Annotated in this window: 20 protein-coding genes; 5 read left to right on the forward strand and 15 right to left on the reverse strand. The window is 72.7% G+C overall.

Annotated features, from left to right (window positions below):
* Positions 1 to 22 precede the first annotated feature (22 nt).
* Entirely contained in the window at positions 23 to 1,135 is a 1,113-nt protein-coding gene (locus tag VT50_RS34265; protein WP_046086348.1) for a CapA family protein, read from the reverse strand.
* A 93-nt stretch (positions 1,136 to 1,228) separates the two neighbouring features.
* A complete protein-coding gene (locus VT50_RS34270) occupies positions 1,229 to 2,035 on the reverse strand; it encodes a SigB/SigF/SigG family RNA polymerase sigma factor (RefSeq protein ID WP_046086347.1) in 807 nt (268 codons plus the stop codon).
* Between the two features lie 404 nt (positions 2,036 to 2,439).
* Between VT50_RS34270 and VT50_RS34275 the strand changes: the two genes are divergently transcribed.
* Positions 2,440 to 4,500 (forward strand): phosphocholine-specific phospholipase C, encoded by a 2,061-nt coding sequence (locus VT50_RS34275; RefSeq protein ID WP_046086346.1) that lies wholly within the window; start codon positions 2,440 to 2,442, stop codon positions 4,498 to 4,500.
* Between the two features lie 139 nt (positions 4,501 to 4,639).
* On the opposite strand, the gene VT50_RS34280 is transcribed toward VT50_RS34275, so the two are convergent.
* From VT50_RS34280 to VT50_RS34305, 6 genes are all read right to left on the reverse strand, one after another.
* Complete coding sequence (locus VT50_RS34280; protein WP_046086345.1) at positions 4,640 to 5,530, reverse strand: helix-turn-helix transcriptional regulator; 891 nt, start codon at positions 5,528 to 5,530, stop codon at positions 4,640 to 4,642.
* 198 nt (positions 5,531 to 5,728) lie between these two features.
* Positions 5,729 to 6,505, reverse strand: a complete 777-nt coding sequence (locus VT50_RS34285; protein ID WP_046086344.1) for an ABC transporter ATP-binding protein — start codon at positions 6,503 to 6,505, stop codon at positions 5,729 to 5,731.
* A gap of 7 nt (positions 6,506 to 6,512) precedes the next feature.
* A complete protein-coding gene (mdlC, locus tag VT50_RS34290; RefSeq protein ID WP_046086343.1) occupies positions 6,513 to 8,147 on the reverse strand; it encodes a benzoylformate decarboxylase in 1,635 nt (544 codons plus the stop codon).
* 104 nt (positions 8,148 to 8,251) lie between these two features.
* The gene (locus tag VT50_RS34295) at positions 8,252 to 9,076 is read right to left on the reverse strand and encodes an ABC transporter permease (protein ID WP_046086342.1); all 825 of its coding nucleotides are present in this window, start codon (positions 9,074 to 9,076) and stop codon (positions 8,252 to 8,254) included.
* A 31-nt stretch (positions 9,077 to 9,107) separates the two neighbouring features.
* Positions 9,108 to 9,926, reverse strand: a complete 819-nt coding sequence (locus tag VT50_RS34300) for an ABC transporter permease (protein ID WP_078840716.1) — start codon at positions 9,924 to 9,926, stop codon at positions 9,108 to 9,110.
* Positions 9,923 to 10,906, reverse strand: a complete 984-nt coding sequence (locus VT50_RS34305) for an ABC transporter substrate-binding protein (protein ID WP_206269529.1) — start codon at positions 10,904 to 10,906, stop codon at positions 9,923 to 9,925. Before VT50_RS34305 ends, VT50_RS34300 begins: the two co-directional genes overlap by 4 nt.
* 211 nt (positions 10,907 to 11,117) lie before the next feature.
* On the opposite strand from VT50_RS34305, the gene VT50_RS34310 reads away from it, so the two are divergent.
* Positions 11,118 to 11,624: a mycothiol transferase gene (locus VT50_RS34310; protein WP_046086340.1), complete on the forward strand. Its 507-nt coding sequence runs from the start codon at positions 11,118 to 11,120 to the stop codon at positions 11,622 to 11,624.
* Positions 11,625 to 11,667: 43 nt separating this feature from the next.
* Here the strand turns inward: VT50_RS34310 and VT50_RS34315 are convergent, their stop codons facing one another.
* The gene (locus VT50_RS34315) at positions 11,668 to 12,336 is read right to left on the reverse strand and encodes a pentapeptide repeat-containing protein (RefSeq protein ID WP_046086339.1); all 669 of its coding nucleotides are present in this window, start codon (positions 12,334 to 12,336) and stop codon (positions 11,668 to 11,670) included.
* Between the two features lie 267 nt (positions 12,337 to 12,603).
* Here VT50_RS34315 and VT50_RS34320 point away from each other — a divergent pair, with 267 nt between their 5' ends.
* Both VT50_RS34320 and VT50_RS34325 read left to right on the forward strand, forming a co-directional pair.
* The gene (locus tag VT50_RS34320) at positions 12,604 to 12,861 is read left to right on the forward strand and encodes a hypothetical protein (RefSeq protein ID WP_053048574.1); all 258 of its coding nucleotides are present in this window, start codon (positions 12,604 to 12,606) and stop codon (positions 12,859 to 12,861) included.
* Between the two features lie 233 nt (positions 12,862 to 13,094).
* Positions 13,095 to 13,352 carry a hypothetical protein gene (locus tag VT50_RS34325; protein ID WP_053048573.1) on the forward strand — a complete coding sequence of 86 codons (258 nt, stop codon included), beginning with the start codon at positions 13,095 to 13,097 and terminating at the stop codon, positions 13,350 to 13,352.
* A gap of 75 nt (positions 13,353 to 13,427) precedes the next feature.
* Here the strand turns inward: VT50_RS34325 and VT50_RS34330 are convergent, their stop codons facing one another.
* The 6 genes from VT50_RS34330 to VT50_RS34355 form a co-directional block, all read right to left on the reverse strand.
* The gene (locus VT50_RS34330; RefSeq protein ID WP_046086338.1) at positions 13,428 to 14,603 is read right to left on the reverse strand and encodes a damage-control phosphatase ARMT1 family protein; all 1,176 of its coding nucleotides are present in this window, start codon (positions 14,601 to 14,603) and stop codon (positions 13,428 to 13,430) included.
* A gap of 39 nt (positions 14,604 to 14,642) precedes the next feature.
* Positions 14,643 to 15,503 (reverse strand): pentapeptide repeat-containing protein, encoded by an 861-nt coding sequence (locus VT50_RS41095; RefSeq protein WP_046086337.1) that lies wholly within the window; start codon positions 15,501 to 15,503, stop codon positions 14,643 to 14,645.
* A 78-nt stretch (positions 15,504 to 15,581) separates the two neighbouring features.
* Positions 15,582 to 15,821, reverse strand: a complete 240-nt coding sequence (locus tag VT50_RS34340) for a hypothetical protein (RefSeq protein ID WP_046086336.1) — start codon at positions 15,819 to 15,821, stop codon at positions 15,582 to 15,584.
* Between the two features lie 34 nt (positions 15,822 to 15,855).
* Positions 15,856 to 16,998 (reverse strand): inorganic phosphate transporter, encoded by a 1,143-nt coding sequence (locus tag VT50_RS34345; protein ID WP_046086335.1) that lies wholly within the window; start codon positions 16,996 to 16,998, stop codon positions 15,856 to 15,858.
* A gap of 221 nt (positions 16,999 to 17,219) precedes the next feature.
* Positions 17,220 to 18,410, reverse strand: a complete 1,191-nt coding sequence (locus VT50_RS34350; protein WP_046086334.1) for a flavin-dependent oxidoreductase — start codon at positions 18,408 to 18,410, stop codon at positions 17,220 to 17,222.
* The gene (locus VT50_RS34355) at positions 18,410 to 18,811 is read right to left on the reverse strand and encodes a YybH family protein (RefSeq protein WP_046086333.1); all 402 of its coding nucleotides are present in this window, start codon (positions 18,809 to 18,811) and stop codon (positions 18,410 to 18,412) included. Before VT50_RS34355 ends, VT50_RS34350 begins: the two co-directional genes overlap by 1 nt.
* Positions 18,812 to 18,898: 87 nt before the next feature.
* On the opposite strand from VT50_RS34355, the gene VT50_RS34360 reads away from it, so the two are divergent.
* The gene (locus VT50_RS34360; protein ID WP_046086332.1) at positions 18,899 to 19,792 is read left to right on the forward strand and encodes a LysR family transcriptional regulator; all 894 of its coding nucleotides are present in this window, start codon (positions 18,899 to 18,901) and stop codon (positions 19,790 to 19,792) included.
* Positions 19,793 to 20,164: the final 372 nt, after the last annotated feature.

A 20,164-nucleotide genomic window follows, 5' to 3' on the forward strand; every position in this document is an offset into this window, starting at 1 on the left:
AGATGCGCCGGGCCCGGCGGGGTCAGGTCCGGCGCAGGGTGAGCACGTCGTCGGGCCGGACGTCGATGTGCGAGCCGAGGGAGGCCCCGGCCCGGTCGAGGGTTCCGCCCAGCCATGCGGAGTCATCGTGGCCGGTGCGCTCCAGCCGCATCCGCCGGGACCGCAGCGGCACCATGCGCAGGGTCAGCAGGCGGCCGGTGTCCGGGTCCAGCACGGGGAAGTAGAGCAGCCGCAGATCGTCGCGGTACCGCTCATGGCCGCCGATGCCCTCGTAGTCGTCCACCATGTCGCCGCAGCCGTAGAGGACCAGCTTGCCGCGGTACACCTCGAGGGGCCGGGGGTGGTGGGAGGAGTGGCCGTGGACGAGGTCCACCCCGCCGTCGATCAGGGCGTGGGCGAAGTGGATCTGGTCCGGTGCGACGCCGTACCCCCAGTTGCCGCCCCAGTGGACCGAGGCGACGGCGAGGTCGCCGGGGCGTTTGAGCTGCCGTACCCGGTCGGTGATCGCGTACGCGCGGGCGTCCGACAGCTCGGGCAGGAAGTCGACCCCGGACCGGTTCCCGGCCGCGGCCCACCGGTCCGGGATGCCACTGGAGGCGGCGCCGAACGAGAACACCAGCACCCGGCGGTGGTCCCGGGCGGGGACGACGGCGGGGCGCCGCGCGGCGGCCGCGTCACGGCCCGCTCCGGCCGCCCGGAGCCCGGCGGCGGCCAGGGAGTCCAGGGTCTCGTCGAGCCCGCGCCGCCCGCCGTCGAGCACATGGTTGTTGGCCAGGACGCAGACATCGGGCCGGACCGCGGTGAGACAGGGGAGGTTGTCCGGGCTCATCCGGTAGTGGACGTCCTTCCCCGGGGCGAACTCATCGCTGCGGGTGACGCTCGTCTCCAGGTTGAGCACCCGCACCTCGGGCGCCTCCTCGTCCAGCACCGCCAGGGCGTCGCCCCAGGGCCAGGAGAAGTCCACCGGGCGCGGGATCGGCCCGTTCGCCGCCTCGGCCAGCTCCACATAGGCACGGGAGTCGCGGACGTACGGCTCGTGGAGCTCCGGATCGCCCGGATGCGGCAGGATCTGGTCGACACCGCGGGCGAGCATCACATCGCCGCAGAGGAACAGCGTCACCGCCGTGTCGTGCATATCTCAACGATAGGCGTGCGCCGCCATGAGTGGCCGTGGCCGGGGCGGGGACCCGGACCGGCGGAGGTTGCACGGGCCACCGGGGCGTGGGCGTCACGCGGCACGGGCGTCGACCTCCTGGCCCAGGCGGGCGCAGGTGCGGTTGATGAGCCGGGAGACCTGCATCTGGGAGATGCCGAGCCGATCGGCGATCCGGCTCTGGGTCTCGTCGCAGAAGAACCGCAGGTAAAGGATCTCCCGCTCGCGCTCCGGAAGCCTGCGCAGACACGGCTTGAGGGATTCGCGCTGCACCACCCGCTCGTAGGAGGACTCGGTGGAGCCGAGCGTGTCCACCAGTGTGTAGCCGTCGTCGGCGCCACGCAGGGCGGCGTCCAGCGACAGTGTGCGGAAGCTGTCCAGCGCCTCCATGCCGACGAGGACGTCCTCCTCGGTCATGCCGGTGTGCCGGGCGATGTCCCTGACGCTGGGCGAGCGGTCGTCCGGTGAGCGGGTCAGCTCCTGGACGGCGGTGCGGACCCGGTTGCGCAGCTCCTGGACCCGGCGCGGGACGTGCAGCCCCCACATGTGATCGCGGAAGTGCCGCTTGACCTCCCCGACCACGGTGGGGACTGCATAGCTCTCGAAGGCCGAACCCCGGTCCGGCTCATAGCGCTTGACCGCCTTGACCAGGCCGACCATGGCCACCTGCCGCAGATCCTCGGGGCTTTCACCGCGGTTGCGGAACCGTGCGGCGATGCGCTCGGCCATCGGCATCCAGGCCTGGACGATCTCCTGCCGCAGGGCCTCCTTCTCCTGGCCGTCCGGCAGACCGGCGATCCGGCGGAAGTCGGCGGAGGTGTCGGGGGCGTCGTCGTGTGCGTGCTTGGAGTGGGTGCGGGGCTGTGCTCGTGCGGACATCATCGGGGGTCTCCCTCGGGCTGTCGTCGGTGTCACCACAGGCGCTGGCGATCCGGACAACTCGGGCGACCGTGAACACGCCTTTAGCAGCCGGGCTGCTCCCATGGCGTGCCTCCGGTCCGAAGCACACTGTTCGCGTGCCCGTCCTCGGCATGGCGAAACGGAGTTCGTGTCCACGGATGCCGGTACTGCCGGTGCGGCGTACATCACAGTCGTCCATCACATCGGCCAAGAGGCGTGGCCGGTTGGGCATGTGGGTGGGCCCGCGACAAGGATCCGGCCCACGGTCAATATTTACGGAGGCTTTCCCGCCGTTTCGCCCACGTGCCGTTGTCCGTACCGGCTCGGCGGAAGAGACTGCACCGGTTCCCCGCTTCCCTTCGAACGCCACAGGAGACCGGAGCGTCATGACCTCCATAGACCGTCGACGATTCCTGCAACTTGCCGGTACCGGCACGGCCATGTCCCTCCTCTCCGCCAGCATCGCCCGCGCCGCGGAGATTCCGGCGAACCGCCGGACCGGAAGCCTGCGGGACGTCGAGCACATCGTCGTGCTGATGCAGGAGAACCGCTCCTTCGACCACTACTTCGGCACCCTGCGCGGGGTACGGGGCTTCGGCGATCCGCGGCCGGTGCGGCTGCCGGGCGGCAAACCGGTGTGGCACCAGTCCGACGGTTCCAAGGAGGTGCTGCCGTTCCGCCCCGAGGTGAACGACCTCGGGCTGCAGTTCCTCCAGGACCTGCCGCACGGCTGGGGCGACGGCCATGCGGCGTTCAACGGCGGCGCGTACGACAAGTGGGTGCCCTCCAAGTCGGCCACCACGATGGCGTATCTGACCCGTGAGGACATTCCGTTCCACTACGCGCTGGCCGACGCCTTCACCGTCTGCGACGCCTACCACTGCTCGCTCATCGGCTCCACGGACCCCAACCGCTACTACCTGTGGTCCGGTTACACCGGGAACGACGGCAAGGGCGGCGGCCCGGTGCTGGACAACGCGGAGGCCGGTTACGGCTGGACCACCTACCCCGAGCGCCTGGAGGAGGCCGGGGTCTCCTGGAAGATCTACCAGGACATCGGCGACGGGCTCGACGCCGAGGGCGGCTGGGGCTGGATCGACGACGCCTACCGCGGCAACTACGGCGACAACTCGCTGCTGTACTTCAACCAGTACCGCGACGCCAAGCCCGGCGACCCGCTGTACGACAAGGCCCGCACCGGAACCGACGCCAAGAACGGCGACGGCCTCTTCGACGTCCTGCGGGCCGATGTGCGGGGCGGGAAGCTGCCGCAGATCTCCTGGATCGCGGCCCCCGAAGCCTTCACCGAGCACCCCAACTGGCCCGCCAACTACGGCGCCTGGTACCTCGCCCAGGTGCTGGACGCGCTCACCTCCGACCCCGCGGTGTGGAGCAGGACCGCGCTCCTCATCACCTACGACGAGAACGACGGCTTCTTCGACCATGTGGTGCCGCCGTACGCGCCCGCCGCCCAGCGGGGCGCCTCGACCGTGGACACCACCGGGGAGCTGTACGCCGGTTCCTCCTCCCAGCCCGCGGGCCCGTACGGGCTGGGGCAGCGGGTGCCGATGCTGGTGGTGTCGCCGTGGAGCAAGGGCGGCTGGGTGTGCTCGCAGACCCTGGACCACACCTCCGTCATCCGGCTCATGGAGCGGCGCTTCGGCGTCGAGGAGCCGAACATCTCGCCGTGGCGACGCGCGGTGTGCGGCGATCTGACCGGGGCCTTCGACTTCTCCCTGACCGATGTGAAGGTCCCGGCCCTGCCGGACACCAGCGGCTACCGGCCCAAGGACGGCGAGCGGCACCCGGACTACATACCGACGCCCCCGGCGAACCCCTCGCTGCCCCGGCAGGAGCCCGGGCTGCGCCGTGCCAGGCCACTGCCGTACGACCTGTCGGCCGACGCCACGACCGGGGCCGACGGCGAACTGCGGATCGACTTCGACCACCACGGCAAGTCCACCGCGGCACACTTCCACGTGACCTCCACGAGCCATGAGGGCGGTCCGTGGGGTTACACCGTCGAGGCGGGCAAGCGGCTGTCCGGCAGCTGGCAGCGCTCCTCGGCGGACAACGGCGGCTATGACCTCCAGGTGCACGGTCCGGCCGGTTTTCTGCGCCACTTCACCGGCCATGCCACCGGCGAGGGCCCCGAGGTGAGTGCCCGTCACGATTGGGCGACCGGTGAGGTCGTGCTGACCCTGGCCAACCGGGGCGACACGGCGGTGCGGCTCACCGTCACCGACAACTACCAGCAGGAGAAGCCGGTGAGCTACCGGCTCCGGCCGGGGGCGCGGGTGGTGCACACCGCGCGGACCGGGCGCAGCCACCGGTGGTACGACCTGTCGGTGGACTCCGACCAGGACAGCGGCTATCTGCGCCGTCTGGCCGGGCATGTGGAGACCGGCCGTGCGGGGGTGAGCGACCCCGCGCTCTCGGCGGGCTGAGCCTCCGCCACCGGCCCTCCGTCGCGCGCCCGTCCGGCTTCCCCGCCGGGCGGGCGCGCGGTGCGTTTCTCCACCGCGCATGACGCCCGGGCCGTACCACCCGCGGCACTCGGGCCGCACCATCCATGGCGCTCGGCCGTCAGCGCCGGGCGCCCGAGGCGCGGGTGCCGAACCCGGCCGGGGTCTCGCCCGAGCGCCGCCGGAAGAACTTGGTGAACACGGTGGCGTCGGGGAAGCCCAGCCGCTCGCCGATGGCCGTGGCGGACAGATCGGTGTGCACCAGCAGCCGCTTGGCCTCGAGCAGCACCCGGTCGTCGATGAACCGCTTGGCACCGCATCCCACGGTGGCGCGGGTGGCCCGGGTCAACGTGCGGACGCTGTAGCCCAGCCGGTCCGCGTAGTCCTCCACCCGGTGGGTGCGGGTGTAGTCGCGCTCCACGGCCCGCTGGAAGCGGCGGAACGCGGCGCTGCCCGCCGCGTCCCCGCCCCGGGCGCCGGGCAGCTGGGCCAGCCGCAGCACCAGGACGGCGACGAGGTGGCGCACCACCTCGACATGCGCCTCCAGCGGCCCGGCCATCGTCCGGTATTCGCTCTCCAGCAGGTCCAGGACGCCACGGACGGCCTCGGCGTCGGCGCCCTCGGGCACCATCAGCGGGGACCGCGACGCGGGCCGGTCCAGCCGGGCGACCGTGGCGGTGGCGGCACCGAGATAGCCGGGCGGGAAGAGCACGGCGGCGCCCTCCGCCGCGCCGAGTGCGGAACGGAACTGCTGGATCTGCCCGGGGCGCACCCACATCCAGCCGCCCTCGGTCAGCTCGTGCTCGGTGAAGTCCACCGAGCAGCGCAGCGTCCCGGAGCGCACGGTGATCAGCTGGTGGAAGGCGAGCCGCATCGGGGCGTGGACATCGAGGCCGTGGCTCCGGGCGCGGGCGGCGAGTCCGGGGAGGTCCAGGACCGCCGCTCCCGGCGAGGCTCCCACGGAGGGCCGGAACGGAACCTCGGTGACATCACGGTGTCCGTTTCTGTCCATAGCGCGTCCTCAGTGTACGGCTGGTGTGCAATGGTCCGCATCCAGCGTGGGGTGCGTTGTGGTGAACGGGTGACCGAAAGAGTCCCCGTGGCCACCGCTTTCCCTTCCGCCGAGGGCTCACCGAGGGCATTCCACCGAAAGCGGCCGAGATTCGTCCGCTGCGGCGGGGCTCCCTCACGCGAGGTGGCTGACGTGACGTCAGGTGCCAGGGGCTGGGGGCGTGGTTACCCCCTGGCGTACCGCGCGCCCCACCTCCGTCCGCAGCGCGATGAACTCCGGCAGCCCCCGGGTGGCGATCTGGTCGCGTTCGGCGGGCAGCGCCACCGGCAGGTCCGCCCGCACCCGGCCCGGCCCCGGAGCCAGCACCACCACCCGGTCCGCCACATAGACGCTCTCGTCGATGTCATGGGTGACCAGCAGGATCGTCATTCCCTCGGCCCGGTGCAGCCGCAGCAGCAGATCCTCCAGGTCCTCCCGGGTCTGGGCGTCCAGCGCGCCGAACGGCTCGTCCATCAGCAGCAGCGCGGGCCGGGCCGCCAGGGCGCGGGCGAGCGCGACACGCTGCTGCATGCCGCCCGAGAGCTGCCAGGGGTGGTGGCGGGCGGCGTCGGCCAGGCCCACCTGCTCCAGCATGGCCACCGCCGCCGCATGGCGTTCCGCGCGGGGCAGTCCGCGCCGGCGCAGCGGAAGGGCGACGTTCTCCCGCACCGAGAGCCAGGGGAAGAGCGAGCGGCCGTAGTCCTGGAAGACCACTCCGAGCCGGTCCGGGACGCCGTCCACCACCTCCCCGTCCAGGGTGATCCGCCCGGCGGAGGGGCGGAGGAGGCCAGCGACACAGCGCAGCAGAGTGGACTTGCCGCAGCCGGAGGGGCCGACGAGGGTGAGCAACTGCCCGTCGGGGACGGTGAGTTCGATGTCCCGGAGCACATCGGGGCCGTCGCCGTAGCGATGGCTGAGACGGTCGATCCGCAGCATGTCCGCCTCACCGGGCCCAGGGCTCGTACGCCTGGGAGTCATCGGCTGGGACCCGGACCTGGAGCAGCAGGGGGCCGTCGTCACGGCCGAGGGCGAGGGCCCGGTCGAGGGCCTTGGGGAGGTGTCCGGGGTGCTCCACCCGTTCGGCCGGGCAGCCGAAGGACCCGGCGAGCGCGGCGAAGTCGATGCCGCCGATATCGGTGCCCGGCACGGGCGCGATGCCGATGCGGTGACCCAGCGCCTTGACCGCGCTGTAACCGCCGTTGTCGAGCAGGACATAGCTCACCGGGGCGCGGTGGCGGGCCGCGGTCCACAGGGCCTGCACCGAGTAGAGCGCCGAGCCGTCGCCGACGACGCACACCACTCGTTCGCCGTCCGCGAGGGCGCGGCCGACCGCGAGCGGCAGCCCCCAGCCCAGCGCGCCGCTGCCGGTGGTGAGGAAGCGGCCCTCGCCGCTGATGGGCAGGCGGGCGTGGAGGGCGTCGCGGTGGCTGGGGACCTCCTCGACCAGCACGGTGTCCCGGGGCAGCCGCTCGCGCAGCAGGTCCATCACCAGCTCGGGGGAGATCTCCTCCGTCGACGTGACCGGCAGCGGTTCGGGGGCGGGTCGCGGCGGTGGCGCGGGCCGGTCGGCGGGCCGGACGAGATCGGCGAGGGTGCGCAGGGCGGGGCGGAGGGTGGTGACGATGCTGGTGCCCACCGGGAGCCACGCGGCCTGCGCGGGGTCGCAGTCGAGGTGGTACAGCTCGGTGCCGTCGGCGAGCGGCGGGGATTCGCTGTGCACGTGGTACGTGAACAGCGGGGCGCCGAGCGCGACCACCACGTCGTGGGCGGCCAGCCGCTCCGCCAGCTGGTCGGCGACGGGCGGCAGAAACCCCTGGAAGAGCGGGTGGCGTTCGTCGAAGCCGGAGCGCCCGGAGAGCGGGCTGATCCACACCGCGGCCCGCAGCCGCTCGGCCAGTCCGGCCACTTCCCGTACGGCGCCCTCGTCGTCCACGCCCGGCCCGACGACCAGCGCGGGGCGCGCCGCGGCGTCGAGTGCCTGGGCGAGGCCGGTGAGCGCGGCGGGGTCGGCGGTGTAGCCGCCGTGTACGGTGCGCGGGGCGACCTGCTCGGCGGGGCGGTCCCAGTCGTCCTCCGGTACGGAGAGGAAGACCGGGCCCCGGGGGTGGCTCATGGCGACGCGGTGGGCCTCGGCGAGCGCGGCGGGCACATCGGCGGCCCGCTCCGGCTGCCTGCTGAACTTCACGTACGGGCGCGGGAACCTGGCCGGTTCATCGGCGCCGAGGAAGGGCCGCAGCGGCAGCAGCGCACGGGACTGCTGCCCCGCGATGATCACCACGGGCACCCGGTCCCGGTAGGCGTTGAACACCGCCCCCAGGGAGTGGCCCACTCCTCCGGCGGAGTGCAGGCTGACCAGCGCCGCCCGCCCGGTGCCCAGGGCGTGGCCCGCGGCCATGGCGACGGCGGTGGACTCCTGGAGGCCGAGCACATAGCGGAAGTCCTCGGGCCAGTCGCGGAACATCCGCAGTTCGGTGGAGCCGGGGTTACCGAAGACGGTCGTCATCCCGGTGGCGCGGCACAGTGCCAGTACCGCCTCGCGGACCGTGGTGGTCGGGGGGTGGGCGGTGGGCCCGGCCATGGGGCCACCTCCTCTGCTGGGTGTGGGGGCGGGTCCAGCCTCTGCTGGATGGGGACGTGTGCTGCTTACGGGTGGTCAGGTGCGGTGCGCCGCCTTACCGGTGGTCAGATGCGGTGCGCCGCGCGGTGTCTGCCGAGAGCCAGGCGCTCGACGGCGAGCAGCGCGCTGTTGAGCAGATGTCCGAGCGCACCGAGCAGCACCATCACCGCCCACACCGTGAGCAGATCGGAGCGGGTCTGCGCATCGGTGAGCGAGAAGCCTATGCCGTCGGCGGTGCCGGGCAGCAACTCCGAGAACACCATCAGGATGAGCGAGAGCGACAGGCTCAGCCGCAGCCCGGCGAAGATGCGCGGGAGCGCGGCGGGCAGATACAGCAGCACGATCCGCTCGGCGGGCCGCATCCGCACGGTGGCGGCGACGTCCAGCCGCAGCGGGTCGATACCGCGGACCCCCTCGGCCGTGTTGATCAGTACGGGCCAGATGGCGCCGAAGACGATGGAGGCGAGCTGCATCGGCGTACCGAGGTCGAAGACCACGACGAAGACGGGCACCAGCGCGGGCGGGGGCACGGCGCGGGCGAACTGCAGCACCGGATCGCACAGCGCGTACAGGGTGCGCGAGCGCCCCAGGGCGAGCCCCAGCACGATGCCACCGGCCGCGGCGAGGGCGAACCCGGCGAGCACCCGGCCGAGGCTGGGCAGCAGATCGCGGACCGCCGCGTCGGTGAGGAACGCCCGTTCGGCGGGGCCGGAGAACCACAGGTGATGGCCGTGCCCGACGATCCGGGCGGGCGTCGGGAAGAAGACGCTGCCGTGAGCCCCCGCGGCGAGCTGCCACAGCACCACCGCCACCAACGGGACGCCGAGCCGCAGCGCGAGGGCCCGGGGCAGCCGTCGTGCGGTGCCGGGCGGGGTGACCGACGCGGTCATGGGCGGCTCCCCGCGGTGCCCGGGGGCGTGGTCATGGGCGGCTCCGGCGGTGCTCGGGCGCCCAGGGGAACAGCCGCCGTTCGACCGCGGTGAGCGCCAGGTTGATGACGAGGCCGAACGCTCCCGCCCACACCACTCCGGCCAGCACATCGCGGGTGCCGTCGGTGGCCATGCCCGCCTGGGCGATGAAGATGCCCAGTCCCTCGCCGAATCCGGCCAGGATCTCGCTGGCCACGGCGAGGATCAGGGCGGTGGCCGCCGCGATGCGCACCCCGGCGGCGATGAACGGGGCGGCCGACGGCAGACCGACCCTCAGCAGCACGGCGAGCCGCCCGAAGCCGAAGGCGCGCAAGGTGTCCTCGGCCAGCGGATCGGTCTCGCCGAGCCCGTAGACGGTGTTGAACAGCACGGGCCAGACGCATGCGTAGGTGACGAGGGCGACCGTGGTCTCGCTGCCGGCGCCGAGCAGCAGCGACACCAGGGGAATGAGGGCCACCGAGGGCACCGGGCGCAGGAATTCGATCAGTACGCGCGCGGCCTGCGCGGCCGTCGGCACGCTGCCCAGCAGCAGCCCGAGGGGGATGGCGAGGGCGCAGGCGAGGGCGAGCCCGGTGGCCCATGCCTCGAGGGTGGCGCCGACGCCGTTCAGGAAGGCGGTGTCGCCGCCGAGTTCCACGGCCCGTACCAGCACCTCGGAAGCGGGTGGCAGGAAGGCGCTCCGCACCATCCCGGAGCGGCCCAGGGCCTCGCAGGCGGCGAAGGCCACGAGCACACCGACGGCGCCGAGCAGCGCGTTCCTGGCCCGCCCGGTGCGCTTCCGGCTGGCTGGCCCGGCCGTCGCGGGGCTCACTCGGCGGGCTGGTAGAGGACGGCGGCGGGGTCGAGGTCCTTGGTGAGCAGCTTCTGCGCCCGCATCAGTGAGATGAGCCGCTTCAGCTGGGCGGCGCTGGAGGTGGCCGGGTAGTCGGGCAGGCCGATGGCGGCGGCCTCCTCCGGCTTGATCTTCGTATAGCCGGGCAGCGCCTTCTCCACGGCGCCGCGGTCCTTGGCGGCCACGGCCTGGGCGGCCGAGATGGCGCGCCGGAAGGCGGCGGCGGTCTTGGGGTACTTGTCGATGAAGGCGTCGGTGGTGACATAGCCGCTGAGCGGCAGCCCCGCGACGGGCGCCGCGTTGCCGTCGAGCACCGTACGGGCCTTCAGCTCGCGCTTGAGCGCGGTGGCGAAGGGCTCGGCGGCGTGCACGGCGTCCACCTGGCCCCGCTCCAGCACCGAGCCCATCTGCGGGAAGGGCACCTGACGGTATGCGGGCCGGCCGGCTCCGGCCTTGGCGAGGGTGGCGTTGAGGGTGAGCGACTGGATGTTGTTGAGGATGTTCACCGCGACCTTCTTGCCCTCGAGGTCCCGCGGCCCCTTGATCTTGGAGTCGGCGGGCACCAGCACATCCATCATGTGCGGGGCGTTGCGCGCGCCCTCGGCCAGTACCCGGGTGGCCAGGGTGCCCTTCTCGCGGGCCTGGAGGAACGTCACGAAGTTGGCGCCGCCGATGATGTCCACCTGGCCGTGGGCGAGCGCGGGCAGGGCCTGGACGCTCTGCTGGACCGGCTGGACGCGGACGTTCAGCCCTTCCTTCTCGAAGAGCTCGCGGTCCATGGCGATGTGCAGGGCGGCCACATCGGCGAGCGGCAGTCCGGCCACCGTGATCGTCTTCTTCTCCGGCCCGCCCCCGGCGCCGGAGCCCTCGTCGGAGCCGCCGCATCCGGTGAGGAGCACGGCGGTGACCGTGGCCGCCGCGGCCAACTTTGCCGGGGCGAAGCGCAGTTGGTCTCTCATGGCATGTCACGATAGGGGCCGTGGGCTGTTCACACCATGGTCGGGAACACCTCGTCGGACAGATAGCGCAGGCCCGGCGTACGGCTCACCACCGGCGCCGCTTCACCCTCGTCCCACCCGTATGAACCGCCTCCGGCGAGTCGGCGCCCCGCGGCCGGGGCCGCGGGGTGCGACCATGGCCGGGAGCCGACCACGAGCGAGGGAGCCGCCAATGAACAGCGTCGATCTGCTGGCCGACGCCTTCGAGCGGGTGCGCGAGGAGGTGGAGTCGGCCGTGGCCGGGCTCTCCGAGGACGAGTTGGCCGTACGGCTCGACGGCGGGGCCAATTCGATCGCCTGGCTGGTGTGGCATCTGACCCGGATCCAGGACGATCACATCGCCGACGCGGCGGGCACCGAACAGCTGTGGACCTCCGAGGGCTGGGCCGAGCGGTTCGACCTGCCGTTCCCGCCCGAGGCGACCGGCTACGGCCACCGGAGCAAGGATGTGGCGGCGGTGCGGGCGGACGCCGAACTGCTCGCCGGGTACTACCACGCCGTCCACGAGAACACCCTGGCGTTCGTGCGCGGCCTGCGCGACTCCGATCTCGACCGGATCGTGGACGAGCGGTGGACCCCGGCGGTGACCCTCGGCGTCCGGCTGGTCAGTGTGATCGCGGACGATCTGCAGCATGCGGGACAGGCGGCGTTCATCCGCGGCGCGGTCCGCAGGCGATAGCGCGCACCCGCGGTGAGCCCCGGCCGCCGTGGGACACCGGGGCTCACCGTGCGGCCCCGCCGTCCCGGACCGTGATCCCCAGGGCGTCGGCGAGCATCGGCGCGAGCTCCAGCAACTGCCCGCCGCCGATGGTGGCGCCGGCCAGCGCGTCATGTCCATCGGCGATGTCCAGCCGGGTGGCCCCGCGCAGATCGACCTTCGCCATCCGCGCCCTGCCGAACCGCACGCCCTCCAGCGCCGTCCCCGGAAACACCACCTCCGCCAGCCCCGCGCCGCCGAGGTCCACATCGCGCAGCAGACAGTCCACGAAGGTGACGTTCCGCAGCGTGGCGGTGCGGAGGTTCACCGACTCCAGCTTGCACCGGTGGAAGGTCACCCGGTGCAGCCGCGCGGAGAACATCTCAAGACCGGCCAGCACACAGCCGTTGAGCTCACCGTCCAGCCAGTCGGTGTCCGCCAGATCGGTGCCCACCCATCGCACCCCGTCCAGCCACACCTCATTGAACCGGGCGCCGCGGCCACGGCCCCCGGTGAAGGTCACCGAGGAGAACGCGGACTCGAGGAACCGGGCGTGGTCGCACACGGCCCCGTCGAAGGAGCCACCGTCCAGATGGACGGTGTCGTAGTCGCCTCCTTCCGCCAAGTCCCCGTCGAACGGCCGCAGATGGTCCGCGAAGGGCAGATCGGCGAGTTCACGGGGAGATGGCACCATGCGAGGGCTCACTTTCCTGGGACGGACCGCGTACGGGGGCTCCTGGGGCGCACCGCGTACGGGGCCGATACTGCCATCCGCCACCGACAGCCCCTTCCGGACCGCGGACCGCCGGAGGGACGCGCCCGACCGCCATGCGCTCATCTGAGGGCGATTACCTACGCCGGATGGCTCACCCTCCGGTGTGCTGAGCAGATTTTCCGGCGACTCCCTTCGTTAAATCGGGTCGTCAGAGCATTGGCTCTGCGACCCGACACGGAGGAATCCATGCAGATCGCGAAGAAGGCCGCCCTGCTGGCCGCGACCGCCGGCACCCTGGTGCTCCTCGGCACCGGCACCGCCGCCGCCCACGGCCACGGCTCGGACAGAGGCGCCGACATTCCCACCACCTTCAACCTGTCCAGCTTCATCTTCCAGAGCAACACGTGTGACACCGCCACCGGTACCACCGCCGTCACATCCGGGACGGCCGCGACTGGTGAGCTCGACCTCGGCAGCACCTGCGTCAACGTCATCGGCGGCTGACACCGGAACGGAGGCCGACGACCACGGTCACCGGCCGACCGTGCTCCTTCCGCCCCTGAAGGGCGGGAGGAGTGCGGGTGCTTCGGGCGGGGAAGAAGCGCGCGCCCGTTCGCCCGATGGGTTGGTACGCCGAACGGGCCACTCTCCGGTGTGCTTACCCGGATTCCCCCGGGCCCCCTCCGTTAAATCGGGTCGTCAGACATCCCGCTCCGCGACCCCCCACGGAGGAAACCATGCAGATCGCGAAGAAGGCCGCCCTGCTGGCCGCGACCGCCGGCACCCTGGTGCTCCTCGGCACCGGCACCGCCGCCGCCCACGGCCACGGCTCGGACAGAGGCGCCGACATTCCCACCACCTTCAACCTGTCCAGCTTCATCTTCCAGACCAACGACTGTGACACCGCCACCGGCACGACGACCGTCACGTCCGCGGCCGCCCCGACCGGTGATGTCGGCATCGGCAGCACCTGCATCAACGCCATCGGCGGCTGACGCCGGGACGCGGACCGACGACGGTCAGTGGACCACCGCGCTCCCCCCGGCCCTCCGGACCGGGGGGAGCGCACCTCACCGCCGTACCTGGATCAGCGCATGGGCACCGCTGGTGCGCCAGTGGTCCTCACGAGCGTCCAGCGCGGCCACGGTCCGCTCGTCGAGGCCGACGATGACATCCGACTTCAGGGTGCGCAGCGCGGCCACCGGGCCGGGGAAGTACCCGGTGCGCTCGGCGAAGGAGGTGGTCGGGGGCCACAGCCGGTCGCCGACGAGACGGCGGTAGTTCAGATCGCCCTTCATCACGGTGAGCGTGGCCCCGGCGAACTCGCTCCGCAGATCGCCGGGCATCTCCTGGTACGGCAGCGGGGCGCGGAAGAAGTCATGGGCCCGCACCGTGAGCCGCCCGTCGCCCATGGCGGCCCACAGCCGTCCACCGGCCGCGGACGCGGCGCCCTCCGCCCGCACCAGACGGCGCAGACAGTCGACGACGTCCTCGGTGGTGGCGTCGGAGACGTAGTACGGATACGGCTTCACCTGGAGCACCACCCGCTCGGCGCGCCCGTGGTGGAGCACATGGTCGATGAGGACGAGGTCGGGCAACAGCTCCCGCCCGGCGTTGTCCGCCACCACGCACAGCGTGGCCGGGGAGCCGACGGGCAGCAGCGACCACAGCGCCTCCGAGTCGTCCGCGACCAGTGGCGGGGTGTCGGCGCCGCCCGCGTCCGCGCCCGATGTGGAGATGCGGAAGCCCAGGTCCGCGCGGTTGCCCCAGAGCGAGCCGTGCACCAGCGCGTCCGCCCGTTCCCCGGCGGGCCCGTGCAGGATGTCGTCGAGCGCGGCCAGTTCGGCCTTGGTCTCGGGGGTGTCCAACTCGGCCTGTTTGAAGGGGCGGAACGGGTCGACGCCCCGCCAGGGGCCGTCCGCGAAATAGCCCACGGCCTCCAGGAGCCGACGGTAGAAGTAGCTCTCCGCCCACAGGAACGGCACGTCGAACCAGGACCTGCCGAAGTGCTCCCGGCCCCACACCGCCCACCGGTCGTGGTCGTACGCGGTGGGCTGGAGCGGGGCGATGGTGCCCCCGGCGGCGTTGTCCCGCAGCGCGTCGAGCGCGCGGTGCTGCCCGGGGCCGTACGGGAAGGCGTCGCGCACCTTCTCGATCAGTGCGGGATGGCGCTCGGCCAGCACACTCCGGGCGAACGATCCGGGCTCATCGCTGCGGATCACGGGCGCGTCGGCGGTGTCGGACATGGCAGCCAGGGTCGCACACCGCACGGTGGCGCGGCGGGGTCACCAGTGGGCGGGGCGGGTGAGGGCCGGCGGCAGCCGGGTGGCGCTGTCGCCCTTGGCCGCGTTCAGCTGGGCCTGGGTGAGGAAGACGGCTCCCCGCAGGTCGGCCGCGGTCAGATCGGCGTCGCGGACGTCGGCCCCGATCAGGTCGGCCGCCGTCAGATCGGCCCGGGTGAGGTTCGCCGCGATGAGACGGGCGCCGCGGAGGTTGGCGCCCCGCAGATCGGCTCCCCTCAGGTCGGCGCCGATGAGATCGGCTCCCCTGCGGTTCTTCTTCTTGCCCGGGATCCGGGCCCGTACCAGCTCGCTCGTGCGCAGCAGCAGCTGATTGACCCGGTCACGGTGGGCCGCCACATCGAGCTCCCCCAGCTCCGGGGCGCTGCCGAGGGTCAGCCGCTCGGTCTCCCGCAACGCCTCGCGCAGGGCGCCGTGGACGGGCCGGGCGGGCGGCAGGGCCAGCGCCTCGGTGAGGTACCACAGCAGTTCGTGCAGGTGGCGCATGACGGAGAAGACGGCGAACATCTCGGGGGCCGTTCCGGGGTGGCGCCGCCAGTCGCGGCCCTCGAAGGTGAGCTGGGAGACCTTCTGCCCGGCGCCGAAGCAGTCGTACACCGTGCAGCCGGGGAAGCCCTCCTCACGCAGCCGGGAGTGGATACCGCAGCGGAAGTCGGCCCGGAGGTTGCGGCAGGGCTCCCCCGCGCCCTTGTCGATCGCGAAGTCCGCGGAGGCCGCGAAGGGTAGGGCGACACAACACAGCCCGAAACAGCTTGCGCAGTCGGCCCGCAGGGCGTGGCGGTCCGCGGCGGCCGGGCCGGCGGGGGCTTGGGCCGTGGCGGAGGGGGGTTCGGTCGGATCTGACATCGTGCGTGGTCTCCCGCGTCGACGAGAGCACCGCGGTGCGGGGCGGTGCTCGGTGGCGTTCCATTGTCGCAAGCGGGCTCAGCCGGGAATGATCAGCTCGATTCCATAGGCGGCGATCGCCAGGCAGGCGGCGAAGCACACCACCGCCGCGGCGGCCGCCACCGTGTCGAGACGGCCGCGGCGCGTCCCGCGGCGCTGTGCGCCGCCACCGGAGCGGGCCCAGGCGGTGACGCCGAGGGAGAACATCACGACGACCAGGACGGTGACCCCGAGGCTGACCCCGAAGACCCCGCCGATCGTCCCCCAGGTGGTGCCCATACGGATCAGCTCCTCGCCGCGCTTCGCATCCGGGTCAGACGGTCGTGTCCAGGGTGTGCTCGGCGGACTCGGGGACGCGCGGCTCGTTGACGTTGTCCGGGTTCACCGGGCGACGGCGGGAGAGCACGTAGAAGCCCACCACCGCGGCCACGGCGACACCCGCCACCAGGGCCACCCCCGCGTTGCCCCGGCCCGCCACCCAGGCCGCCACCCCTCCAACGGCCGCCGCCGCCGGCAGGGTCAGCAGCCAGGACACCGCGATCCGACCGGCGATCCCCCAGCGCACCTGGGCCAGCCTGCGGCCGAGTCCGGCGCCCAGGATGCTGCCCGTGCACACCTGGGTGGTGGACAGCGGGAAGCCCAAGTGGGAGGAGGCCAGGATCACCGCGGTGGCGCTGGTCTCGGCGGCGAAGCCCTGAGGCGGCTGGATGTCGGTCAGCCCCTTGCCCATGGTCCGGATGATCCGCCACCCGCCGACATAGGTGCCGAGCGAGATCGCCAGACCGGCGCTGAGCACCACCCACCACGGTGGCCCGGAGCCGTGGCCGAGCACACCACCGGCGATGAGGGTGAGGGTGATGACCCCCATCGTCTTCTGCGCGTCGTTGGTGCCGTGGGCGAGGGCCACCAGGGACGCGGATCCCACCTGTCCCGCGCGGAAACCCTTCCGCGCCACGGGGGCGGCCGCGCGGCGGGTGATCACATACGCGAGGTAGGTCGCCAGCATGGCCACCACACAGGCCACCGCCGGTGAGGCGACCGCCGGAATCACGATCTTCTCGACGATCGCGGTGAAGCGCACCGCGGATTCCCCGGCGCCCACCCACACCGCGCCGATCAGCCCGCCGAACAGGGCGTGCGAGGAACTGGACGGCAGCCCGGCCAGCCAGGTGATCATATTCCACAGGATCGCCCCGATCAGCCCCGCGAAAATCATGACCGGGGAGACCTTGGCGTCGTTGACGATGCCATTGGAGATCGTCTTGGCCACTTCCGTGGAGAGAAAGGCCCCGGCCAGGTTGAGCACCGCGGCGACGAGGACGGCGAGCCGGGGCGACAGCGCCCCCGTGGCAATGGACGTGGCCATCGAATTGGCCGTGTCGTGGAAGCCGTTGGTGAAGTCGAAGGCCAGTGCCGTGAGGATGACGGCCACCAGAAGGAAGGAGACGGAGTCCATTCCCGACCTCCCGCACCAGGAGTGGTCCGGCACACACGGTTCGCGTCGGACCTTCTCGTGAAGACCGCTGCTCGTGAAAACCGCTGTCTGCTGTCCACGCTAAGCGCGGCGTCAGACGGGCGCCAACGCTGGCGCCGGGCCCAACGGCCGGGCCGGGCCGGCGCCGTGGAATGCGGCCCGGACCCGGTCCGGGTGCCGTACTGCCCCGCAGGTCGGAGGGGTCACCGGCAGCTCAGGGAGGCGCGGGCGTTGAGCGTGCGCACATCGCCTCCCGTGGTGTCCCGGTAGGTGTCGGTGACTCGGGCGAGCTCCTCGGGGGTCCGGGCGCCTGCCCGGTTCATGGCCCGGTTCGCCCGTACGACGGCCGCCGTCGCCTCGCGGCGCTCGGTCTCGTAGCGGGCCAGAGCGGTGGGCACACCGTCCGCCCGTGCCAGTTCGCGGGCCAGGACGCGGGCGTCCACCACGGCCTGGGACGCGCCGTTGGCCCCCACCGGATACATCGGATGCGCGGCGTCACCGAGCAGGGTCACCCGGCCGCTCCCCCACCACGGCAGTGGCTCCCGGTCCACCATCGGGTATTCCAGGATCTCGCCGCAGCCGGTCAGCAGACCGGGCACATCCAGCCAGCCCAGCCGCCAGTCCGCGAAGTACGGCAGCACATCGGCGAGCCGCCCCGGCCGGTTCCAGGCCGCGTCCCCGGTGAGCGGCCCGGGCTCGGACATCCGCACCTGGCAGACCCAATTGACCCGGCCGCCGCCGATCGGATACGCGACCAGCTCGGCGTCCCCGTCGCGCACGATCACCATCGAGCGCCCGGTCAGAAACGGCCCGGCCGGTGTGGTGCCCCGCCACATCCGGATGCCCGACCACAGCGGCGGGCCGTCCTGCGGATGCAGCGCGGCGCGGACCGCGGAGTGCAGCCCGTCGGCGCCGATCAGCGCCCGCGCGGCCGTCTCCCCGACCGTCCCCGTCGCCCGGTCGAGGACCCGTACGCGTACGCCCTCCCGCCGCCCCGCGTCGTCGGATCCCACCACCCGCGCCCCGGTGCGGACCGCGTCCGCGCCCAGGCGCTCGCGGACCGCCGCGAGGAGCAGCCGCTGGAGCTCCCCGCGGTGGACCGAGTACTGCGGCCAGCGGTAGCCCTGGGCCGTGCCCCGCGGCTCGGTGAAGATCCGCCTGCCGAACCGGTCGCAGTACACGTTCTCCGCGGTGGCCACACCGATGGCGGCGAGCTCATCGCCGAGGCCGAGTTCGATGAGCTTACGCACGGCGTGCGGCAGCAGATTGATCCCGACGCCGAGCGGCCGGATCTCGCGGGCGCTCTCGACGACCGCCGTCTCGACCCCGGCCGCGTGGAGACTCAGGGCGGTGGCCAGCCCGCCGATCCCGCCCCCGGCGATGAGCACACCCATCACTCGGCTCCGGCCTCGGGGCGGTCCTCGGAGTGCGTCTCGGAACGGATCTCGGGGCGGTCGATGATCCGCAGCCAGGTGCCGTCCGGCTGGCGGCGGGCCACCTGCACCCGGCCGCCGGTGTCGTCGGCGGGGCGGGTCGAGGTGAGGGCCAGATCGCCGTGGCGGACGGTGGGCAGCGCCTCCTCCACCCGGAAGGGGCCCGGGGCGTGCGCCAGCATCCGCTCGCAGACGGCGCGGATCGCCTCGCGGCCCACGGTGGTGGCACCCGGCGGGTAGGCGAGCACCGCGTCGGGCTCGTAGAGCTCGGCCAGCCCCTCGGCGTCCCCGGCGTTGGCGCGCTCCACGAACAGCCGGGCCAGATCCTCGGGGGTGGTGGCGCGGGTACGGGTCTCGGTCATGGTGGACTCCTTTCTCCACCTCCACCCTCCGGCGGGCGCGATCAGAAGTCCAAGAGATGGTTGGTCTGGTTGCTAGAATCATCGCTTATGGAACTGCGGCAGCTCGAGTACTTCGTGGCGGTGGCCGAGGAGCGGAACTTCACCCGGGCCGCGGAGAAGGTACGCGTGGCGCAGCCGGGGGTCAGCGCGCAGATCCGCCGCCTGGAGCGCGAGCTGGGCGAGCGGCTGCTTGACCGCTCGGGCCGCTCGGTGCGGCTGACCGAGGCGGGCGCCGCGGTGCTCCCGTACGCGCGGGCGGCGCTCGCGGCGGTGGCGGGCGCCCGGCTCGCGGTGGACGAGCTGACCGGGCTGCTGCGCGGGCATGTGGCGGTCGGTACGGTCACCTCGCACAGCGTGGATCTGCCGGGGCTGCTCGCGGAGTTCCACGACGCCCACCCGGCGGTGGAGATCACCCTCACCGAAGCCACTTCGGACGAGTTGCTCGAGGGCCTGCGCACGGGACGGCTCGACGCCGCGATCGTCAGCGTGGGTGGCTCGACCCCGGCCGGGGTCGAGCTGCAGGTGATCACGGATCAGCCGATCGTGGCCGCCGTCGGCCCCGGCCACGAGCTCGCCGTGCACTCGGCCATCTCGCTGGACACCCTGCGGGGCCGTGCGCTGATCAGCCTGCCGCGCGGTACGGGGCTGCGCACCCGGATCGACGAGGCGTGCACGGCCGCCGGTTTCACCCCGCACATCGCCTTCGAGGCCAGCGATCCTGAGGTGCTGGCGCAGCTCGCCGAGCGGGGGCTGGGTGCGGCGATCCTGCCCGGTGCGTTCGCCGAGGCGCGGTCGGACCGGCTGCGGTCGGTCCGCATCGAGCGGCCGGTCCTGCGCGGGCGGCTGGCCTTCGCCTGGCGGGCGGACGGCCCGAGCGGCCCGGCGGGCCGGGCCCTGGTCGAGCGCGCCCGCACCGCCTTGGCGACCGCCTCAGCCTCCTGAACGCACCGCCTTGGTGCGCGTCCCAGCCCCGTGAGCGCACCGCCTTGGCCGCCCGCCCCAGCCCCTGAGCGCACCGCCGGGTGAGCGGTCACCTCCGTACACGTACCGCACTCCCCGTTGACAGCTCGCCGGGGCGGATCCCACAATTGCGGCCATGATCAGGCACCGGTTCGACGCGACGGGACTCCTACGCGCCCCGGACCGGACCGGGTGTGAGCGCTCGGGCCTCTAACCGGGACTCTCCGCGTCCCGCGGCCACCGCCCCCGCGCCCCGAAGCCACGCCGGTCATTCCTCTCGCGATCGCCGGTCATCCTCCTGCCGATGACGTTCCGGACATCGCGGCGCTCAGGACGACGCTTCCGTGGTCATCC

The organism is Streptomyces antioxidans, assembly GCF_000968685.2.
In the GTDB taxonomy this organism is placed as follows: Bacteria; Actinomycetota; Actinomycetes; order Streptomycetales; family Streptomycetaceae; genus Streptomyces; species Streptomyces antioxidans.